General features: G+C 70.6%; 22 protein-coding genes. 10 read left to right on the forward strand and 12 right to left on the reverse strand.

From position 1 onward, the window contains the following. Positions 1–213 precede the first annotated feature (213 nt). Complete coding sequence (locus ACFYZQ_RS15905; RefSeq protein WP_189894897.1) at positions 214–375, forward strand: hypothetical protein; 162 nt, start codon at positions 214–216, stop codon at positions 373–375. A 596-nt stretch (positions 376–971) separates the two neighbouring features. On the opposite strand, the gene ACFYZQ_RS15910 is transcribed toward ACFYZQ_RS15905, so the two are convergent. Next, positions 972–2,024, reverse strand: a complete 1,053-nt coding sequence (locus ACFYZQ_RS15910) for a fatty acid desaturase family protein (protein ID WP_389147109.1) — start codon at positions 2,022–2,024, stop codon at positions 972–974. A gap of 255 nt (positions 2,025–2,279) precedes the next feature. Between ACFYZQ_RS15910 and ACFYZQ_RS15915 the strand changes: the two genes are divergently transcribed. From ACFYZQ_RS15915 to ACFYZQ_RS15930, 4 genes are all read left to right on the forward strand, one after another. Beyond that, positions 2,280–3,257, forward strand: a complete 978-nt coding sequence (locus tag ACFYZQ_RS15915) for a magnesium transporter CorA family protein (protein ID WP_389147112.1) — start codon at positions 2,280–2,282, stop codon at positions 3,255–3,257. Positions 3,258–3,446: 189 nt separating this feature from the next. Continuing rightward, a complete protein-coding gene (locus tag ACFYZQ_RS15920; protein ID WP_350834323.1) occupies positions 3,447–3,983 on the forward strand; it encodes a DUF5994 family protein in 537 nt (178 codons plus the stop codon). A gap of 258 nt (positions 3,984–4,241) precedes the next feature. Beyond that, positions 4,242–4,514 (forward strand): hypothetical protein, encoded by a 273-nt coding sequence (locus ACFYZQ_RS15925; protein WP_389147407.1) that lies wholly within the window; start codon positions 4,242–4,244, stop codon positions 4,512–4,514. A gap of 282 nt (positions 4,515–4,796) precedes the next feature. Continuing rightward, positions 4,797–5,285 (forward strand): DUF5994 family protein, encoded by a 489-nt coding sequence (locus tag ACFYZQ_RS15930; RefSeq protein ID WP_389147115.1) that lies wholly within the window; start codon positions 4,797–4,799, stop codon positions 5,283–5,285. Between the two features lie 42 nt (positions 5,286–5,327). Here ACFYZQ_RS15930 and ACFYZQ_RS15935 read toward each other — a convergent pair whose 3' ends face one another. From ACFYZQ_RS15935 to ACFYZQ_RS15945, 3 genes are all read right to left on the reverse strand, one after another. Continuing rightward, positions 5,328–6,596: an ATP-binding protein gene (locus tag ACFYZQ_RS15935; RefSeq protein ID WP_389147118.1), complete on the reverse strand. Its 1,269-nt coding sequence runs from the start codon at positions 6,594–6,596 to the stop codon at positions 5,328–5,330. Between the two features lie 119 nt (positions 6,597–6,715). Next, positions 6,716–7,579 carry a slipin family protein gene (locus ACFYZQ_RS15940; RefSeq protein ID WP_067246285.1) on the reverse strand — a complete coding sequence of 288 codons (864 nt, stop codon included), beginning with the start codon at positions 7,577–7,579 and terminating at the stop codon, positions 6,716–6,718. Positions 7,580–7,704: 125 nt separating this feature from the next. Then, positions 7,705–8,397 carry a DUF5994 family protein gene (locus tag ACFYZQ_RS15945; RefSeq protein WP_389147120.1) on the reverse strand — a complete coding sequence of 231 codons (693 nt, stop codon included), beginning with the start codon at positions 8,395–8,397 and terminating at the stop codon, positions 7,705–7,707. A gap of 344 nt (positions 8,398–8,741) precedes the next feature. On the opposite strand from ACFYZQ_RS15945, the gene ACFYZQ_RS15950 reads away from it, so the two are divergent. Then, a complete protein-coding gene (locus tag ACFYZQ_RS15950; protein WP_055707165.1) occupies positions 8,742–9,347 on the forward strand; it encodes a DUF5994 family protein in 606 nt (201 codons plus the stop codon). Between the two features lie 62 nt (positions 9,348–9,409). On the opposite strand, the gene ACFYZQ_RS15955 is transcribed toward ACFYZQ_RS15950, so the two are convergent. From ACFYZQ_RS15955 to ACFYZQ_RS15985, 7 genes are all read right to left on the reverse strand, one after another. Continuing rightward, positions 9,410–10,651: a PP2C family protein-serine/threonine phosphatase gene (locus ACFYZQ_RS15955; protein ID WP_389147123.1), complete on the reverse strand. Its 1,242-nt coding sequence runs from the start codon at positions 10,649–10,651 to the stop codon at positions 9,410–9,412. Positions 10,652–11,001: 350 nt separating this feature from the next. Continuing rightward, entirely contained in the window at positions 11,002–11,157 is a 156-nt protein-coding gene (locus ACFYZQ_RS15960; RefSeq protein ID WP_099054839.1) for a DUF6131 family protein, read from the reverse strand. 85 nt (positions 11,158–11,242) lie between these two features. Next, positions 11,243–11,851 (reverse strand): alkaline shock response membrane anchor protein AmaP, encoded by a 609-nt coding sequence (locus tag ACFYZQ_RS15965; RefSeq protein ID WP_389147125.1) that lies wholly within the window; start codon positions 11,849–11,851, stop codon positions 11,243–11,245. Between the two features lie 27 nt (positions 11,852–11,878). Beyond that, positions 11,879–12,505, reverse strand: a complete 627-nt coding sequence (locus tag ACFYZQ_RS15970; protein ID WP_389147128.1) for a DUF6286 domain-containing protein — start codon at positions 12,503–12,505, stop codon at positions 11,879–11,881. A gap of 104 nt (positions 12,506–12,609) precedes the next feature. Continuing rightward, entirely contained in the window at positions 12,610–13,017 is a 408-nt protein-coding gene (locus ACFYZQ_RS15975) for an Asp23/Gls24 family envelope stress response protein (RefSeq protein WP_388995467.1), read from the reverse strand. Next, the gene (locus ACFYZQ_RS15980; protein WP_030645371.1) at positions 13,014–13,181 is read right to left on the reverse strand and encodes a hypothetical protein; all 168 of its coding nucleotides are present in this window, start codon (positions 13,179–13,181) and stop codon (positions 13,014–13,016) included. The genes ACFYZQ_RS15975 and ACFYZQ_RS15980 overlap by 4 nt, the downstream gene beginning before the upstream one ends. 84 nt (positions 13,182–13,265) lie before the next feature. Continuing rightward, positions 13,266–13,763: an Asp23/Gls24 family envelope stress response protein gene (locus ACFYZQ_RS15985; RefSeq protein ID WP_135790982.1), complete on the reverse strand. Its 498-nt coding sequence runs from the start codon at positions 13,761–13,763 to the stop codon at positions 13,266–13,268. 153 nt (positions 13,764–13,916) lie between these two features. Here ACFYZQ_RS15985 and ACFYZQ_RS15990 point away from each other — a divergent pair, with 153 nt between their 5' ends. The 4 genes from ACFYZQ_RS15990 to ACFYZQ_RS16005 all read left to right on the forward strand — a co-directional run bounded on the left by ACFYZQ_RS15990 (position 13,917) and on the right by ACFYZQ_RS16005 (position 15,839). After that, on the forward strand, positions 13,917–14,492 hold the full coding sequence (locus ACFYZQ_RS15990; protein ID WP_171151366.1) for an RNA polymerase sigma factor: 576 nt from the start codon (positions 13,917–13,919) through the stop codon (positions 14,490–14,492). Then, positions 14,483–15,154: a hypothetical protein gene (locus ACFYZQ_RS15995; RefSeq protein WP_389147130.1), complete on the forward strand. Its 672-nt coding sequence runs from the start codon at positions 14,483–14,485 to the stop codon at positions 15,152–15,154. The genes ACFYZQ_RS15990 and ACFYZQ_RS15995 overlap by 10 nt, the downstream gene beginning before the upstream one ends. Continuing rightward, positions 15,151–15,519 carry a hypothetical protein gene (locus ACFYZQ_RS16000; protein WP_389147133.1) on the forward strand — a complete coding sequence of 123 codons (369 nt, stop codon included), beginning with the start codon at positions 15,151–15,153 and terminating at the stop codon, positions 15,517–15,519. The genes ACFYZQ_RS15995 and ACFYZQ_RS16000 overlap by 4 nt, the downstream gene beginning before the upstream one ends. A gap of 98 nt (positions 15,520–15,617) precedes the next feature. Continuing rightward, positions 15,618–15,839: a hypothetical protein gene (locus ACFYZQ_RS16005; protein ID WP_389147136.1), complete on the forward strand. Its 222-nt coding sequence runs from the start codon at positions 15,618–15,620 to the stop codon at positions 15,837–15,839. Positions 15,840–16,236: 397 nt separating this feature from the next. Here ACFYZQ_RS16005 and ACFYZQ_RS16010 read toward each other — a convergent pair whose 3' ends face one another. Then, positions 16,237–16,584, reverse strand: a complete 348-nt coding sequence (locus ACFYZQ_RS16010; protein WP_308437751.1) for an ANTAR domain-containing protein — start codon at positions 16,582–16,584, stop codon at positions 16,237–16,239. Between the last annotated feature and the right edge of the window lie 1,283 nt (positions 16,585–17,867).

Below are 17,867 nucleotides of genomic sequence, written 5' to 3' on the forward strand. Positions count from 1 at the left end.
GCGGGTTCCCTGCCAGGCAGGTCTCATGCCGTGACAGGACAGGCTTGTGGAGCGATCCGCGCGCTTCCACGGCAGAACGGAGGCCGGCCCGTGAATGGGCCGGACCCCAGCAGGCGGGCACTGCCGAGGGAAGGACATTCGTGTATTTGTCCGGATGTGTTTGCGATGGAGGGTCGGAAAGGGCCAGAGTCGGAGGGGGGACAGGAGGTGACCGTGACCGTTCTCGCGATGTTTCTTCTCATCATCGGGGCGCTTCTGATACTGCTTGGGACGGTCCTGGTCGTCGTCGGGGTCCTCGTGATCCTCATGGGGATGGCCCTGATCGCCGTTGCGGCCTTCCTGCTGATCCGGAGAGTGCTGGGCCGCCGACAGTAGAAATGGCAAGGCCGAGGGGGTGTCTGTGCGTCCGGTCAGGCGGTGCTGTGGTGTGACCTGCGCCCGAGGTGAGGCCGGAGAGGCGGGACCGGATGAGGCCCAACGCGTCGAGCTGCCGTTGGCGCCTGGCTAGGCTGCGGTTTCTGTGATGAGGACGGCGGTGGTGGCCGGGCCGGATGTGTCGGTGGTGGCTGCGTCGGCTACGGCGGCCCGGACGGCGCGGGCGGCACACCCGCCGACCGTTACGCTCCCGACCGCTGGCCGACCGCGACATCCGGGCCGTCGCCCGCGCCTTCCCAGCGCTGTGCGTCCTCACGCTCGCCCTGCCGCTCGCGGTGGGCTGGGCCATCGGCGGTACGTGGCTCAACCGCCTGCTGTGGGCGGGACCTGTGCGCACCGCGCTTTTTGCTTGCGCGCAATGACCGCGTTCGGCTCCGCGCACAGTTCGTGCTCTTGTGATGCTCACGGGACGCTGGATTTGCGATTGCGCCCATCAATGAGGGGAGCCGTGAGGCGGCGCAGCAGTTGCGTTTCACCGGATCACCGCAGCCGGGCACCGGGACAGGGCTCTGGAGTACGCCGCCGGCGCCGGTGCGTCATGCTGGGGCGCTGCCGATACGGGCTCGCCGCAGTGGCGCTCCTGCTCGGTGGAGGCTGGTGAGTGCTTGCCGGTAGGAGGCGATCAGTCCGGTTTCCAGGTAGTCGACTCCCAGGTCCTGGCAGTAGTGGCGGACGAGGGGCCGGGCCTTGCGCAGGTGGGGGCTGGGCATGCTGGGGAACAGGTGGTGTTCGATCTGGTGGTTCAGGCCGCCCAGGGCGAGGTCGGTGAACCAGCTGCCGCGTACGTTGCGTGCGGTGAGGACCTGGCGGCGCAGGAAGTCGGGGCGGTCGTTGCCGGTCAGGATCGGCATGCCCTTGTGGTTGGGGGCGAACAGACAACCGAGGTAGAGGCCGAACAGGCACTGGTGGACGGCCAGGAACGCGATCGCCATGCCGGGTGGGAGGACGAGGAACACTGCGGTCAGGTAGGCGGCGGTGTGCCCGTAGAGCAGCGTGCCGTCCAGGGCGCGGTTCTTCAGGGCGCGGTTGCCAAGTGCTCGCGCGCTGGAGACATGAAGGTTGACCCCTTCGAGCAGGAGCAGGGGAAAGAAGAGGAACGCCTGCCGGCGGCCGAGGAGCCTCGGCAGTCCGGTCGAGGCGCGGGCCTGGTCCTGGGACCACACGAGCAGGTCGGGGGCGATGTCGGGGTCGAGGTCCTCGTGGTTGGGGTTGGCGTGGTGGCGGGTGTGCTTGTCCTGCCACCATCCGTAGCCCATCCCGATCGCGGCCCCTGCGATGCGGCCGGCCGTCTCGCTGGGCCGGCGCCGGCGGAAGACCTGGCGGTGGGCGACGTCGTGGGCGAGCAGAGCCACCTGGCCGAACATCATGGCGAGGAACGCGGCGACCGCCAGGGTCCACCAGCCGGCGCCGATGACGACGAACGCCCCCCAGCCCCCGGCGTAGGCGACGGCCACGGCGATGGACCGGACCATGTAGTAGCCGGGGCGCCGGTTCATCAGGCCGGCCTCGGCTATCTTCTTGGACAGGCGGGCGAAATCACTGCCGCCTGCGGGGGGAGGCGGGCGACGGGGAGGGGTGTGCGCGGTCATGCTGTCGGCGTGTCCTTCCCGGTTGACGGGCCGCATCCGGTCGGGCGGTGTACGCCGGATGCGATGCCGTAGCCGGGTACCCGCATTCCTGCCTTCGGACCGGCACCCTGGTGCTCGTCGGTCGGAGCCTGCGGATGTCGCCGGGCTTTGACGTCGTGAGATCCTCCCCGGAGGGTGGCCGCTGTCGATGAACCTGCCGCGCTGGCAATCGGGGCGAAGCGGCATGAAAGGGGTATAAGACACTAGCCTCGGGCCATGGTGACGCGTACCCGGCTGTATCACGACGGCACTCTGGTCCTGGAGGACTTTCCCGTCAGTGACGTCCCTGCGCATCTCGCTGATCCGGGGTCGGTCCTGTGGCTGGACCTGCACCGGCCCGGAGCCGCTGAACTCACCATGCTCGGTCAGGAGTTCGGCATCCACGAACTGGCTCTGGAGGATGCCGCCCAGCGTGGACAGCGGCCGAAACTCGACCGCTATCGCACCCACGAGTTCCTCAGCGCCTATGCCGTGGCCGTCAGCCCGGACGGTGCGCAGCTGACGTACAGCGAGATCGCCGTATTCCTCACCGGCCAGGCCATGATCACCGTCCGCAAGGACGACGGCCTCGACATCGAGGACGTCGTCGCCCGCTGGGACGAGAGCCCGGATCTGGCCGGCCACGGCGTCGGATTCCTGCTGCACGGCCTGCTCGACCATCTCGTGGACGGACACTTCGCCGCCGTCCAGCAACTGGACGACGGCATCGAGGAGCTGGAGGGCCTGCTCTTCGCGGCCGGGCGCCGTGAGATCGAAGCCGTGCAGCGCCGGGTCTTCGCACTGCGCAAATCGCTCGTCCGGCTGCGCCGCGTCGTGCTTCCGATGCGCGAGGTGGTCAACGGGCTCATGCGCCCCGGCCTGCACCTGATCACCGACCCTCTCGTCCCGTACTACCAGGACGTCTACGACCACGTGCTGCGTGCGACCGAGTGGACGGAATCACTGCGGGACCTGGTGGCCTCGGTCATGGAGACGAACCTCTCGGTCCAGGCCAACAGCATGAATCTGATCATGAAGAAGGTGACGAGCTGGGCCGCGATCATCGCCGTTCCCACCGCGATCACCGGCTACTACGGCCAGAACCTCCCCTATCCCGGTTTCGGCCACGAGTCGGGCTTCATCACCTCCGCCGCCGTCATCGTGCTCCTGTCCGCATTGCTGTATCTGACGTTCAAGCGCAAGGACTGGCTCTGACCGGCATCGGCACCGGCGACCAGGTCCCGAAGGCAGGAAACTACCTGGTCATGGCGGGCTTTTCGGGCCGGTGAGCGGAGTAGTGTGAAGACACCGGGAGTTTTTCGCGCACCGGCTCCGCTGCGGGTGCCGTTTCCGGTGATCGACAGCACCGGGCCGCACCCACGAGCCCGGGGACAGGTCCGCGCCATGGCCGTGACCATTGACCGTACGACATCGAGCAGGCGCACGCCGTCGCCGGCGGCCCGGCTGTCCCTGAGACCCGCGCCGGGCGGGCTGGACGGCATGTGGTGGCCTCGCTCCCGTGCCCTCACCCGTGAGCTGCCCACCCTGACGGCCGCACTGGGCGATCTCTGGGGTCGTATCACGGGTGTCACCGTGCACCCGGCCTACTGGCCCGTCCTGCCGCACTGGGTGTCCGACGCCGGGCGCACCGTGCGGGTGGACTGGTCCACCGAGGAGCAGGATCCGCACAGACTCACTCTCTTCTCCGCTGACGGCCACCGGGACGTGCTGGTGATTCCGCCGGAAACCGGTGCTGACGCCGCCGCGCAGCTGATGGCCGGCGACGGCATCGATGTCCCGGCCCGGGAGCAAGCGGCAGACAGGATCGATGCACGAAACAGGGAGGAAGCCTGGGAGACCGACGGCGGAGCAGGTCGCCCGTCGTCCCTGCCCCGGCCCATCGGCTCGGCGGGGCCTTCGCCCGCCGGTCGGCGGAGGTGAGATCCCGTGCTCGTCATCGCCGTGGCCGTGCTGGTCGTCCTGATCGCCGTCGGAGTCGTTCTGATCCACCAGCTCAACGGTCAGCACGACGAACGGATCGCTGCCTTCCACTACAGCGATGTTCTGCCGGGGGTCGGGCGTCGGCCCCGGAGGCGCCGTCGGTCGACGGTGGACGCGAGCGTTGCGATGCGCCCCACCGCGACGGCTGCCGCGGATGACATCGACTTCGGCCCGACGGACGGCAGAGGAAGGCGCGTCATGGCGATATTGCGAGACCGGAAGGCGTACCGCGAGAGGATCATGCAGGCTCTGTACCAAGCCGCCGAGGGCAATCGCCTCCTGGGCGTCGATGGGGCGAAGCTCCGCACCGACCTCGGCATCCCTGAGCAGGACATGGCCGCTGCCTGCATGTACCTGGCGGGCGAAGGCTGGGTCGTCGTGGACTGGGGGAGGGGCAACACGCCCGCGATGATCACGCTGACGCACCAGGGGATCCGGCAGATGGAGACGGAAGAGGAAGGGCGTGGCTGAGCCGCCGCGTCGCGTTCTCGGACCGAAGCGAACCTTCGCAAGGATCCTTCATGTCGGATTAGTCCCTTTGGCGTAACGTGGAAAGTGGGTCGGCGCACGCTCACGTGCAATGACCCGGAAGGGCGGCTCCGGCGGGTATACGCCGGAGCCGTTGCCCGTCTCCGTAACCGCGCCGTGCGGTGAGGTGCTCGCGCGAGCGTCGTGCGGAGTACGGTGAGCGAGCAGGGTCGTAGGCGGTCGCATGCTCTGCGGTCGCACTGACCTTTACGACGGGCGGACATCATGGCCGACTCGGACACCTCCGATCATCTCCCCCGGCTCCTGCCGGACGCCGTTCACCGGTCCGTGAGACCGGGGACGGCCCTGCTGAGGCTGGAGACGACGCACGCGCGCGAGGGAATACTGGACGGCGCATGGTGGCCGCGGTCCCGGGACATAGGTGCCGAGCTCCCCTCGCTGATCTCCGCGTTGACCGAGCACCTCGGGCCCATCACCCGGGTCGGTCTGGACGGGAGCGCCTGGGACGGACTGCCGACCCGGGTGATGGTCGACGGCCGTGTCGTCCACATCGATTCCTTCCCGGTCGGTGACGGCACCGTCCTCGTCACCCGGGGCGACCGGGACCATTTCTCCCTGATGCTGGTCCCTCCGGGCACGTCGCCCGACGCGGCACGCGCCGCGATGGCCAGGGCCGTACGGGCCGACAACGTCACCGAGGCCGGACAGATCCTCATCGATACGGGCGGCGACACGCCTCCTACGCCGCTCTGACACGTTCGTCGCGGATCGACTCACTCCCCGTCGGCATGGACCCTAAATGCGGGCGAACTTCTCGGTCTGCTGGGCGAATTCCTGGGCCGTGGCGGCGCTGACCGTGGGCTTGGTGTCGCGGATCATGTCCAGGTAGTCGTCGGTGGTGGGGGTGGTCCGGGTTCCGGTGTCGAAGGTGCGCTCGAACTGGGCCTGGGAGACGGTTCGCGCAGCGTGGGCGATGTCGGCGGGGGTGAACCCCTCGCTGGCGGAAGCGAGTACCGCGCTGTCGGCCTGCGCCCCCGCTCGGGCCAGGTAGCTCTCCCACAGTGCGGTCCTGGCGGTGTGGTCGGGAGGGCCGATCGGGAGGACGTAGTCGAAGCGGCCGTGGCGTAGGAACGCGGAGTCGAGCGTGGTCACGTTGTTCGTGGCACAGACGAGCAGCCGCCCGTCCTGGCTACGGAACCGGACGATCGCTTTGAGCAGTTCGTTGACGACGCCGACAGCGGTCGCGTCCGCGCCGCCGCGTTCGCCGGCGATCTCCTCGACCTCGTCGATGAAGACGAGGACGCGGTCGAGCCGGGCGATCTCGTCGAAGCGCCGGTTGAGCCCGGTCGCCAGGCCGTACTCGGCGGCCAGACGGGCGGGGAACAGTTCGAGGAAAGGCCATCCCAGGCGGCTGGCGATCGCGTGCGCGAACGTGCTCTTGCCGGTCCCGGGTGGGCCGAACAGCATCACCGCCCGTGGCAGTTCCACTCCGTGCTGGGCGGCCAGTTCGGGATGGGCCAGCGGCAGGACCAGGCGCCGCTCGATGAGCCGCTTCTCCCGTTGCATCCCCGCGACCTTCTGCCACAGTCCCCCTGGCGGCAGCTCCGCTCCGAGCGAGGACAGTGTGCCGGCCGACTGCGGGGTCACCGGCCCGCGCTTTTCGAAGAACACCAGTCCGGGGCGGGCGCCGAAGTCGCAGTTGCGCAGGGCGGTGGCACCGGTCTCGCCCTCGGGCAGGACGGCGTGCACCGCTCGGACGCCGGCGGCGAAGAGCCGTTGCTCAAGGGCGGTGACCAGGGCGCTGCCCAGCCCGTGCTGCCGCCAGCCGGGCGCCAGGCAGATGCGCAGGATCCATGCCCGTTCGCCCTCTAGCCTGCTCACCGCGGCGCCGATCAGCACGTCGTCGGCCGTGGCCACCACAGCCGGGTGGCGGGTCTGGAGAGCCGTCACGGCGTCCGAGAGCGGGAAGAGCGGCGGCTCCTCGGTCGTGCCGCTCTGCATGTCGACACGGATCACCGCTTCGAGATCGTCCTCGGTGTAGTCCCTGACCCGCCAACCCGTCATGATCAGCTCCGCGTGTTCGGCCGTACCCCCATCATCAGCCGGTGCCCGGAGGACGCGCGCGACAGGCGACGGTCACGAATCCTCCCTGGTGCCACGGATCGCTCGGGCCGTAGTCGGCTTCACGCCGCGGTGCCGGGCGCGCTGCCTGCCGGGCTGAGGGACTTGTCGGTGCGGCCGGTGCCGGCCGGTGGCGCTGCCGCGGCGGGTGCGGCGGCAGCGGTTTCCCGGGCGAGGAAGGAGCCGAGCTCGCCGATCGTGCTCATGAGGGGGGCCGGGAAGACGACGGTGGTGTTCTGGTCGACACCGATCTCCACCAGGCTCTGGAGATTGCGCAGTTGAAGCGCCAGAGGGTGGGCCATCATGGTGTCCGAGGCGTCGCCGAGCGCGGCTGCGGCCAGGGACTCGCCCTCCGCGTTGATGATCTTCGCTCGCTTCTCCCGCTCGGCCTCGGCCTGGCGGGCCATGGCGCGCTTCATGGTGTCGGGCAGCTGGATGTCCTTGAGCTCGACCAGCGTGACCTGCACACCCCAGTCGACGGTGGTGACGTCGAGGATCTGGCGGATGTCCAGGTTGATACGGTCCGTCTCCGACAGCGTCTCGTCGAGCGTGTGCCGGCCGACGACCTTCCGCAGGGTGGTCTGGGCGATCTGGTTGATCGCCGCGTTGACGTTCTCCACGGCGACGACCGACTTCACGGCGTCGACGACCCGGAAGTAGGCGACCGCCGACACGTCCACGCTCACGTTGTCCCGGGTGATGATGCCCTGGGACTGGATCGGCATGGTGACGACCCGCAGCGACACCCGGTGCAGGGTGTCGACGAACGGGATGATGAACCGCAGCCCCGGGGAGCGTGTTCCGACGAGTCGGCCGAAGCGGAACAGCACTCCCTTCTCGTACTGCTTGACGACCTTCACGGACAGGGCGAGGGCCAGGACGGCCAGAAGACCGATCACGACGATGAGAACGATCAGGGCTTGCATGTACTGCTCCTCGGGACGAGGACCACGTGGGGCGGGGATCCGCCGGTCGAGACCCCTGCATGTGCCTGCGCCGGCTCGCGGAGGCAGGGCCGAAGCCCAGGAAGGCACCGGTCGTGGCGGCCGTCTCACATGCCGATGACCAGGCGACTGGCGCGATCCGTCCGTGCCGGAACGGCCGCTGAGGCGGGGCCGTCCTCCCCGTACTTCCCTGCCTCGTCGGGTTCGAGTGGCCGGTCGGCGGCGGAGACGGCGTGCCGGGTCTCGTCCGCGGCCATGAGAGCGCTTGCGGTCAGCGGTGGGCCGTCGTAGTCGGACGCGGCCGCCATCAGGCGGGCCGCCGACTCCGTCTCGGTCTCGGGCGGGATGACCAGCAGGTCCCAGCGGCCGGTGCCGTAGGAGAGCAGCAGCAGCTTGTGCGGGTCGATCTCCGGGGTGAACCATCCGACCTTGACGACATGACCGCCCACGGGGATCTCGTGCGGGATGACCGGCCAGTACTTCGGGTTGACGGCGATGCGGGTGATGCGGCCCCACAGAGGGTCCAGCACATCGGTCAGTGCGGGCAGCTCGCTCAGCAGGTCCCGGGAGCGGGGCCACCAGGCACCGTCCAGGAGGCCGCGCGACGGGCCGTCGGTCTTCAGCGCGAGACGCGCGGCCGGGGCTGCGACGGGCTCGTGGTGTGGCAGGAGTTGGTGCAAGGTCGCCGACATGATGCGGACCCGTCTCCGGGCCGCCTTGGCGGCGACCCGGGTTTCGTCTCTCGCCGAGAACGACCCGGCGTGGAAGCCGGTGTGCGAAATGCCCTCGGTGCTGTCCACGGTACTCCGCACACGCCGGGGCGGTTGTGGAGACGCCGCCGCATTCGGTGAAGCGGCTGTCGATACCGGCGGCAGTGGGCCGAGGGCGCCGGGGCCCTTCGTATGCCGGCTCCCGGACCGGTCTCACGCCCGACGGCCCGCATGCCCCGGCCCAGCACTCCCCTGGCTCTGTGACGTGTGTCGTTCCGTTCAGCCCGTCACTCCCCGCCAGTCCGCCGGGCCTCGGCGAGGAGTATCCTGGTGATTACCGAGAGCATCTCGTACACCGGCTTCCACGCCGGGTCGTTCTCGGCGATTCATGGCAACCGGGCCGGCCGTGACCGGCCCGGGGTTGGGTCCGCGTCATGACCGCGACCATTCCGTTCACACCCGCAGTCGGAGACCGGGCCCCTTCTTCGTCACCGCTCCGACTCACGCTGGCGCGGGCCGGCGCCCCTCCGGCCCTGATCGACGGTGCCTGGTGGCCCCGTTCGCGCAACCTGACGGAGGAGCTCCCGGCGCTCGTCGAATGTCTCGACCCGCTGTGGGGGCGGATCACCCGGATAGCGGTGAGCCGCACGTTGTGGCCGGTCATCCCGGGTGAAGTGCCCGCGCACGGCCACATGGTGCGCGTCGGCTGGTCCAACGCCGGGCAGGACCCGCACAAGCTGTTGCTGCTGTCCCACACCTTCGGCCGCTGGGACCTGCTGGTGATCCCACCGGAGACAGCCCCGGCCACCGCAGCCCGGCTCATGGCCACGGCCACCGACCCGTCGCGGAGCCTCACGGCGACCGGCCTGATCCATGAGGCCGAACGTTTCCGGGCCGCGGCAGAGGCAGCGGCCGACTCGGACTCGCTCCGGGAGGCGGTCTGGGACTCCGAAGGCGGACACGACGCCCCCCACCCCGCCTCACGCACTCCTGACGGACCGGTCACCCGTCACGTGCCCACCGCGGCAGCAGGAGTGTGAGAGATCGGCGGTGGGGGAAAGGCTGCGTGCCGTCGGCCTTTCCTTGGGGGTGGGAGGCCGGCTCACTCCGGGAGGGCGAGGTCGTCGGTGGCGGTCCCGCACCATTCGATCAGCAGGAGCGTCGCATCGTCCGTCGTGATCCCGCCCCGCGCCCGTTGCAGCGTGTGGGAGAGGGAGCGCGCCACCGTCCGGATCTGCTGGGCCGTGGGCTCAAGGCGGTTCACCCACCCGATGAGCTGCTCCTCACCGAATTCCTCACCGCCGACATCGCGCTCCTCTATCAGTCCGTCGGTGAAGCACAGGATCCGGTCGCCGGGCATGAGAGCCACTTCACTGATCCGGGGCTCGTGACCGCCGAAACCGACGGGCAGCGTCGTCGGGCCCTCCAGCCGTCGTACGACACGGTGTCCACGGATCAACAGAGGAGCGGGATGTCCGGCGTTGACCCACTGAAGCCTGCCCGTTGCCGTGTTGAGCCGCATCATCTGAGCGGTCACGAAGTGGTCGGGGCCGAACTGATCGGCGACGGCCCGGTCCATGAACGTATAGATCTCCGACAGGCCGACGCTGCTGCGCCGGGCATGCCGGTAGGCTCCGATGACCACCGTGGCCATCGTGGCGGCGTCCAGTCCGTGGCCCATCGCGTCGACCATGGCCACATGCAGGACATCGCCGTTGAGGGCGTAGTCGAAGCTGTCGCCGGCCACGTCGTAGGCGGGTTCCAGCATCCCGGCCAGCTCGACCCGGGGCGTGGACATCGCCAGCGGTGGCAGCAGCGACCACTGGATCTCCGCCGCCACACTCATCGGTTCTCTGCGCCGCAGCCGGAAGAACAGATCGGTGTAACCGTGCTTGGTCACCAGCATGTCGGCCACGAGTGAGGCGAGCCTGCGCAGCAGCCGTCGCTCGTCGTCCTGGAGACGGTCCAGGGTGACGGCCATGACGCCCACCTGGTCGCCACCGTCCAGCAGGGGCAGATAGACCCGCACACCGTCGGCCTGCGAAACCTCGACGGGACGCGCTTCCCGGAAGGCGCGTCCGGCGTCGGAGCCGTCGATCGGCTGCGGTTCCCCGGCCGCCAGCCCGTCGCCCGGCAGGGGGACGAGCCACACCTGGCCGTAGTCCTGCAGGAAGATAGAGGTCTCGCGGCCGTCGAGCCTGCCGATCTGCCGTGCGACGAGCGGACCGAGCTGGTGCGGCGGCAACTCGTGCCCCTGGTCCAGCAGGACTCCCAGAAACTCCTCCCCGAAGCACTCCGACCGGGTGGAGCCTTCCGCGGGTCCTTGCCGCTCACCGCCCGTCATCGCCGTGGCCCCGGGGGACGTTCGGGCGGATCCTCACGAAGGTGCTGTGCATACGAACTCCCGACGGAGACTCACCGGCCGACGCGGTGGGGAACTTCCGCCCGGACCGTGGGGGCCGATCCACCGACTCCCCAACGAGTCGGCCGTGCGCTCGTGCGGCGAGGACCGGCACAACGGCCACCGGGCGCCCCGCGTCCGAGCCGCGGCGGCTGGCCGGCACCGGCGGCGGCCTCAGGCGGATCGACCTCTTCGCCGTCGCCGTCCGCCGCCGCGAACATCTTGGTGGGGTCCGCGCCGTCTGCCGGCCTGCCCGCAGCATGGATGACTGCCCTGCAGGGCGGTGATCCCGCCTACCAGTAGTGGCGTCGGCCGGCGACGGCGTGTCCCATCGCGCCGAGGATCCACAGGATGGCTCCGACGACCAGCAGGATGATCCCGATGGTCCACAGGATGGACAGGCCGGTGAGGAAGCCGACGACGAGCAGAATGACGCCCAGGATGATCATGATGTCTCCTTCGGGGGGTGGTGCCGGCGCGCCCGCGAACTGCTATGGGCCGCAAGGGCGTCGGCGGGAACGGCCGATCTCCTCCTTACTCCACACGGTGTGGTCCGTGGCGGCTGACCTGTAGGCGGACCTCGGCGGGCATGTAGATGAGGCCGGTGGACCGACGCGCGGTGCCGATCGGGCCTTCGCACAGGGCACCGAGAGTGGCGCCGGGCGTGCCCTCGGGGGTGAGGGTGAGGTCAATGCGGGTGCGGTGGCGGGCCGGTCGGCCGGTGATGACTACGGCCGCATGGCCTACCCCTGGCAGGGCGCCGGCTTCGTTCGCGATCGCTTCGCTGAGTGCGCGGTCGCGCAGTTCGACGCCTTCCTGCGGGGGTGTGCCGCCGACGGGCAGTGAGCCGGGGCGGTGTCGGCTCAGCTGGGCGAGCAGCCACCACAGGGCGAGCAGGGCGGTGAGGACGAGGGCGGCGATGACCGCGGGCCACCACCACCAGCCCTGGCTGCTCCAGCGTGCCCGGTCGGCGGAGCCGAGCAGGACGTCGGCCGGGGTGGTCAGGGGCCAGCCGGCGGGTGGGGCCAGATCGTGCCGCCGGTAGAGGTCGAGCCCGGCGAAGAGGATGAGCAGTCCGCCGCCGAGGAAAACCAGTCCGGCGAGGGCCAGCAGGGTGCGGTTGAGGGCGGATCGCGGCGTCATGGCGGGCTCCGGTGCTCCGGGTTTGTGTCAGCGGGTGCGTCGCCGCGTCCGTACGGCGATGCGGGGAGGACGGGCGAGGGCGAGCCGGTCGCGCTCCTCGTCGAGGACGGCGGTGAGGTCGTCCTTCACCTGTCGGGGGTCTCGGAAGCGGACGTCCGCGCGGGCTTTGATGCGGTGGCGGCCCACCATGACGTGCGCCGCGCCGACTCCGGGGACCCGCATGGCGGCGTCGCGCAGCAGGACGGCGGCGCTGTTGCGGTCCACGAAGGCCCGCAATCGCGGGCAGCCGGCGGGTGAGCGCAGGGGCAGCCAGCGTCGCTGACCGGGGGTGAGGGCCAGGACGATCAGCCAGACGCCGACGGCGGCGGCCACGGCGGCCCCCGTCAGCATCCACACGTCGTCCACCGGGCGGGTCGCCAGTTCGTCGGCCAGGTGCCGCCGCCAGGCCGCCGCCGGACGTCCCACCCGTACGGCGACGACGTCGACGAGCGCCGCGACCGCGGCCACGAGGATCACCGCGGCGACCATCGCCGCCGTGACGCGGCGCGCGGACCACTTGCGATGTGTTCGGTGTCCTCCTTCGCGCTCACCGGCTGTGAGGTCGGAGGTGGACACGTCGCGTTCGGGAGGGTCGGGCTCCTTCGTCAGCGGCACTGCGGCACGGTGCCCGGACGACGCGGAGCCGCGGCCCGGGGGATGTGGACCGGATGTCATCACGATCGCCCTTCCTGCACGGCTGACCCGGGCCGCCCGGCCGCTCACCGGACCCGCCCCCGGCTCGAGTCGGTGGCGGTCACCAGCCGCCGGACGGTGAGGAGGACCTCTCCCACTCGCAGCCCGGTCAGCTGGGCGACCCGTTCGGCGACGTCCCGCTGGATCCGCTCGCAGACACGCGGGATGTCGGTGGGGTAGGGCAGGTCCATGGTCAGATGCAGGCGCACCGATCCGGTACGGACGGCGGCGGAGGCGTGGGGTGCCGCAGGTCCGCCCCGATCGGGCGGTACCGCGGCGCGCCGCGCCTGCGCCGCGCGCGCGGCCTGCGCGGCGATACGGGCGACCACCCTGTCCGGGATGACGGTGGCGCCCCGCTCGGCCGGGGGCGGCAGCCCGGCGGCCGGCGCCGGCGGGCCCGACCCCTCACCGGGGGAACCGGGCTGGGTCTTCACCGCTGCCTCCGTGTCCGGAGGTCCAGGTCGCCCTGTACGACGAGGCCGACGATCAGCCCCGCCGCGCCCAGGACCAGCACCAGCAGAAACGCCCAGAAGCCGCCGAAGTAGCCGGCGAAGCCGAGGGCCATGCCGGCCGCGAGTCCCGTCGTTGCTGTGTTCATCTCGCACTCACCCGTCTCGCGAGCGTCCCTCTCGCCGTGATCATCCGCTCGGGCCCGAGGACACGGCGGTGCTCCTGGCAGCGGTCACCTCACGCGGCCCTCGTTCGGTTCGGTCTGTTCCTCCTCGTCGTCAGGCAGATGGACGTCGTCGACGGCGATGTTCACCTCGACGACCTCCAGGCCCGTCATCCGCTCCACGGCGCTGATGACGTTGGTGCGTACGCCGCCCGCGACGTCGACGATGGAGACGCCGTACTCGACGACGACGTCCAGGTCCACCGCGGCCTGCCGTTCCCCGACCTCGACCTTGACGCCGCGGGTGACCGCTCCGCCTCCGCCTCCGCCTGCGCCGGGGACGCGTTCGCGCATGGCGCCGAAGGCGCGGGCCATCCCCGCGCCCAGGCTGTGGATGCCCGGTACCTCGCGGGCGGCCATGCCCGCGATCTTGGCCACCACACCGTCCGCGATGGTGGTCCTGCCCCGTGTCTCGGCCGGAGCCCCGGCCCCGGTGCGGCCCTTGAGCGCGCTCACGTCCGCTTCGGGCCGGCTGCCCCCGCCGACGCTGGTGATGTTGTCCGTCATGGCGGTCGCCTCGATCGGTCGGCCGGACACCGGAATGGTGCCCGTCGAACGTTGGACATACCGGGCGGCACAATCCTCACGCGTCTGGCATGTGATGTGCGTCACAACTCGTATCAGGGGTACACGATCGTTCCGAGCCTGCGTGGGAGCGTCATGATCGAACGCACTGCTTCCCCACGACTGGGGTGCGACCTGCCCGACCGCCTGCTGGCGGTACGGGCGGCCGAGGGGGACGAGGACTCCTTCGCCGTTCTCGTCCAGCGGCACAGCCGGTCCCTCCTGACCCTGGCCCGTTGCATGCTGGGCAACCCCCAGGACGCAGAAGAGGCCGTTCAGGACGCCTTCGTCAGCGCCTGGCGCCACCTGCCGGAATACCGCCACAGGGCGGAGTTCCACACCTGGATGTACCGGATCACCGTCAACCGCTGCCAGACCATGTGCCACCGACGGCCGCCGCCTCTTTCCCTGGACACCGTCGCCGAACCCGCGGCGGGCGACGCGTGGAGCCAGCCCGCCCGGACCGCCGAGGAGGACGCGGCCATGGCCGCCCTGTTCCGCGCGCTCGCCGAGCTGGACGCCGGACAGCGGGTCTGCTGGATCCTGAGGGAGGTGCAGGGCCTGCCCTACAAGGAGATAGCGCACGTGACGCGTACCGACGAGCAGACGGTACGCGGCAGACTGTTCAGGGCACGCCGATCCCTGCAGGAGGCGATGGGCTCATGGCGCTAGACGACCCGCACACGCGGCCTCCCGAACCGCCCGGAGCCGACGGGCCCCGCAACGGCTGGGCCGCCGCCGACGTGTCCCCGATCGCAGGCGACGAGGTACTGCCCTGCGGCCGCCTGCTCAGCCGGGTCTGGGAACAGGCGCGGGACGCACCACCGGCCGCGGACCCGCACCCGGTGTCCTGTCCATACTGCCGAGAGGCGGTCGAGGGACTGGCCACGGTGAACGCGGCCGCCCGGACGCTGCGCGACGAGGACCCTCCGGGCCTGCACGCACTCGCCGACCGGGTCATGGACGTCGTCAGGGCAGAGGTCCGGTTCGGGCGGCTGCTGCCCCTGGCCGACCCCGACCGGGACCTGCGGATCGCCGAGAGCGCCGCGGCGAAGGTGCTGAGGCGGGCCGCGGACACGGTCCCCGGTGCCAGGGCCGCGACCTGCCGGCTCGTACCCGAGGGCAACGGCACCGACGTGCGGGTGACCATGACTCTGGCCGCCGCCCTCGACCGCCCGCTGCCCGACCGGGTCCACCAGGTACGCCGAACGGTCCTCCACTCGGCCGGACAGGACCTGGGGCTTACGGTGACAGCCGTCGACATCACCGTGGCCGACGTTCTGGAACCGGGGCCGACCCCAGGTCCCCGCCTCCCGACGGGCGGTGGCGCATGATGACCGCCACCGGCACCACCGCGCTCCTCGGCGTCGCGGCCGAGGCAGCCCTCGCGGTTCCTGGCGTGGCCGCCCTGCAACCCCGCCTCGCCCGGCGCCTCGCGGCAGCCGCCGCGCCCACCCGGGCGGACACCACGCCACCCGAGGCCGGCATACGGGCCGACCGGGCGCCGGACGGGGCGGGATGGCACATCGAGGTGCGCTGCGTTTTGACGGAGGGTCGGCGGGCGCTGGACATCGCCCGAAACATCCACGACCGGGTGACAGCCGCCCTCGTCACCCACCTCGCCACCCACGCTGCCGCGGAGCCGGTCACCGTCGCGGTCACGGTGACCGGTGTCGCCGCCTGGCGCGACGCGGCATGAGCGGCGGCGCGAGCACAGGCCCCACGAACCGTCGTTCGGCAAGCTGGTTTCCCAGGGCGGAAGCGGCCGCGGGGCCACCAGGCGGGCAGGTGGTCGCCATGGACGAGGATGACGCGGACGCGGCGCTGCGAGCGGCGCTCGACCAGCTGGCGTTCGCCACCCGGAGCGCGGCGGCGCTGTCGAGCACGCTGGACGCAGTCGAGGGGCTCAGACGGGTGTGCCGCGTGCTGGTGCCGGAACTGGCCGACTGGTCCGCGGCCGGTCTGGTGGACGAGGACGGCGCCGCCGAGCGGGTCTGTTTGACCCCGACGCGGCCCTGACCGGCCTGACGGGACCGTTGCCGCCGGTGCCGGAGACGGCGACGGGCCCGCTGTCCCGGGTGCTTCGCGGCGCCGGCCCGCTCCTGTTGTCGGCCGGGCGGCTGCCGGCCGCGCAGGAGGCGTCCGATCCGCTGCACACGGCAACCACGCAACCGTTCGCGCGACTCGGGGGAGACTCCGTGATCGTGGGGCCCTTGCGGGCACGCCGGCGAGTGCTCCGGAGCGTGCGTCATCAGCGACCGCCGGTAAGTCTGGCGTGCGACGTTTTGGTCAGATGGGTTCGGGGACGCGTTGAGCGGAGGTCGCGTCGCGTGCGGGTTCGGAAGTGAGCTGGCATTCAACCGTCCGCCCGCCCTGCCGTCCGGCTCGGAACGCGGGCGGCAGAGCTGTGCTGCGTTCAGATGGACCGTGCGGTGGCCAGTGCCTTGTCCAGGGAGGTGCGGATCTCATCGGGCAGCTGTTCGCTGTGTACCCACTCCACGATCAGTTCGGAGACCTGCCGCAGTTTTGTATTGGTGTGCTGTGAGACCTCTCGTAGCAGTTGGAAGCCCTGCTCGGGACGCAGGCCACCGAGGGTGATGACCACACCGATCGCTTGGTCCACCACGGTGTGGGAGACGACGGCCTCCTGCAGCTGACCGATTTCCGTCTGCAACTCGCTGATCTTGTTCAGGAGCGGTGTCCGTGCCGGAACCAAGTGCCCCTCGAGCCGCATCGGGGTGCCGTTCGAAGAGTCTTCCATCATGGTCACATCCCAGACCTCGGGTTTCCCGTCCGGGTCGCCGGTGCCGTACGGAATTGCGAGGACGACAGTTCGACTATTACCCCAGGTTGCCGTTTTCGTGCATCCCGTTCCACGGCGCGCAGCGGCCGTTGGAGCGGAGCTCACTCAGGTTTCAACTCGGCCATGACGGTGGGCCCTGCCCTGCGACGATCAGTACCGCTCGGATCGAGGGATGTTCCGTCCATGGTCGCGGTGCCTGCGGGCGCGCCTGATCGGGCGAAGGACTGCTCGACCACCAGACGCCGGGGCAGGATCACGAGGCCGGGTGGTGTCGTCCTGGCTCGGCTGACCGTCTTCAGAGTCGGTTCGAGGCTCCCCGGTGCCGACGCGGACGGCCGTGCGTTCGGAGTGCATCAACCGCAGCCGGAAAAAGACGTCCTGATCGTGGCGTCCCAGAGCATCCCCTCCTCCCGGGGTTCTGCGCACGACCGGTCGCGGCTCCGATTGAGCGCCTGTCGGACATCGCGGCAGGCATTCGGGTGCGGGGGACTCGGGAGGGGGACCCGGAGGTGGGCCGCGTTCAGCAGCGCATCCATGGGGCCGGCTCGACTCAGGCTCCTCCGGTTCAGCCAACGAGCCGGGGGAGCCGCTGACGTGACCGCAGTGACGGCGCCCCGCGATGGCGCCCATGGCCCCGCCGTTGGTGTGGCGGGTGGCGACGGGGAGTTCCACGCACGATCTGTGCCATCGTGACCCGGGAGGTGCCCTCGTCCCGCGGGAGCGCTGCCCGCTGTTGTGGGCGCTGGCCGGGAGGCGTGCGGCACGCGGGGACGACGACAGGTGCCTGCGTGGTGACGGACGGCTGGTCCCGACGTGCTCGGTCAGACTCTGGAGGTGGACGAGGCCCTCGCCCGGTTGAGCCGCAGCCTTGCTCCCCGCCTCACCGACCGGGCCGCGGTGGACCTGCGGTCGGCTCCCGTCCGGCTGGGGCGACAAGTTGCCCTGGCCGCTTTCAGGCCCTGTCCGCAGTTTCGTGAATCCCCAGGTCAGCGGGGGGAACGACGGGCACAGCGCCCACGGCGTGGTGAGGTTCTGTTCGGCAAAAAGGCGTTCCGGAGCAGCCGCCCTGGCGCCCGCGTACGGCCACCTGGTCGTGTCGGTGCCCGCCAGGCGCAACAAGTCGAAGGCGGAAGCGCACCGGTTCGCAGAATCTCGGCCCTGCGTGGAGGGGAACTCGCGTGTTGGCCGGTGATCTCGGCGATATCGCGGACGGGTTAGAGCATGCACCATGTCCGGCTCCGGGT

Origin of the sequence: Streptomyces sp. NPDC001843 (assembly GCF_042891955.1) — a bacterium.
GTDB lineage: Bacteria > Actinomycetota > Actinomycetes > Streptomycetales > Streptomycetaceae > Streptomyces.

Bases quoted from the DNA above. Each gene is read 5' to 3' on its own strand.
- ACFYZQ_RS15910 (WP_389147109.1), bottom strand. From the start codon at position 2,024: ATGACCGCGCACACCCCTCCCCGTCGCCCGCCTCCCCCCGCAGGCGGC.
- ACFYZQ_RS15915 (WP_389147112.1), top strand. From the start codon at position 2,280: ATGGTGACGCGTACCCGGCTGTATCACGACGGCACTCTGGTCCTGGAG.
- ACFYZQ_RS15920 (WP_350834323.1), top strand. From the start codon at position 3,447: ATGGCCGTGACCATTGACCGTACGACATCGAGCAGGCGCACGCCGTCG.
- ACFYZQ_RS15925 (WP_389147407.1), top strand. From the start codon at position 4,242: ATGGCGATATTGCGAGACCGGAAGGCGTACCGCGAGAGGATCATGCAG.
- ACFYZQ_RS15930 (WP_389147115.1), top strand. From the start codon at position 4,797: ATGGCCGACTCGGACACCTCCGATCATCTCCCCCGGCTCCTGCCGGAC.
- ACFYZQ_RS15935 (WP_389147118.1), bottom strand. From the start codon at position 6,596: ATGACGGGTTGGCGGGTCAGGGACTACACCGAGGACGATCTCGAAGCG.
- ACFYZQ_RS15940 (WP_067246285.1), bottom strand. From the start codon at position 7,579: ATGCAAGCCCTGATCGTTCTCATCGTCGTGATCGGTCTTCTGGCCGTC.
- ACFYZQ_RS15950 (WP_055707165.1), top strand. From the start codon at position 8,742: ATGACCGCGACCATTCCGTTCACACCCGCAGTCGGAGACCGGGCCCCT.
- ACFYZQ_RS15955 (WP_389147123.1), bottom strand. From the start codon at position 10,651: ATGACGGGCGGTGAGCGGCAAGGACCCGCGGAAGGCTCCACCCGGTCG.
- ACFYZQ_RS15960 (WP_099054839.1), bottom strand. From the start codon at position 11,157: ATGATCATCCTGGGCGTCATTCTGCTCGTCGTCGGCTTCCTCACCGGC.
- ACFYZQ_RS15965 (WP_389147125.1), bottom strand. From the start codon at position 11,851: ATGACGCCGCGATCCGCCCTCAACCGCACCCTGCTGGCCCTCGCCGGA.
- ACFYZQ_RS15980 (WP_030645371.1), bottom strand. From the start codon at position 13,181: ATGAACACAGCAACGACGGGACTCGCGGCCGGCATGGCCCTCGGCTTC.
- ACFYZQ_RS15985 (WP_135790982.1), bottom strand. From the start codon at position 13,763: ATGACGGACAACATCACCAGCGTCGGCGGGGGCAGCCGGCCCGAAGCG.
- ACFYZQ_RS15990 (WP_171151366.1), top strand. From the start codon at position 13,917: ATGATCGAACGCACTGCTTCCCCACGACTGGGGTGCGACCTGCCCGAC.
- ACFYZQ_RS15995 (WP_389147130.1), top strand. From the start codon at position 14,483: ATGGCGCTAGACGACCCGCACACGCGGCCTCCCGAACCGCCCGGAGCC.
- ACFYZQ_RS16000 (WP_389147133.1), top strand. From the start codon at position 15,151: ATGATGACCGCCACCGGCACCACCGCGCTCCTCGGCGTCGCGGCCGAG.
- ACFYZQ_RS16005 (WP_389147136.1), top strand. From the start codon at position 15,618: ATGGACGAGGATGACGCGGACGCGGCGCTGCGAGCGGCGCTCGACCAG.
- ACFYZQ_RS16010 (WP_308437751.1), bottom strand. From the start codon at position 16,584: ATGATGGAAGACTCTTCGAACGGCACCCCGATGCGGCTCGAGGGGCAC.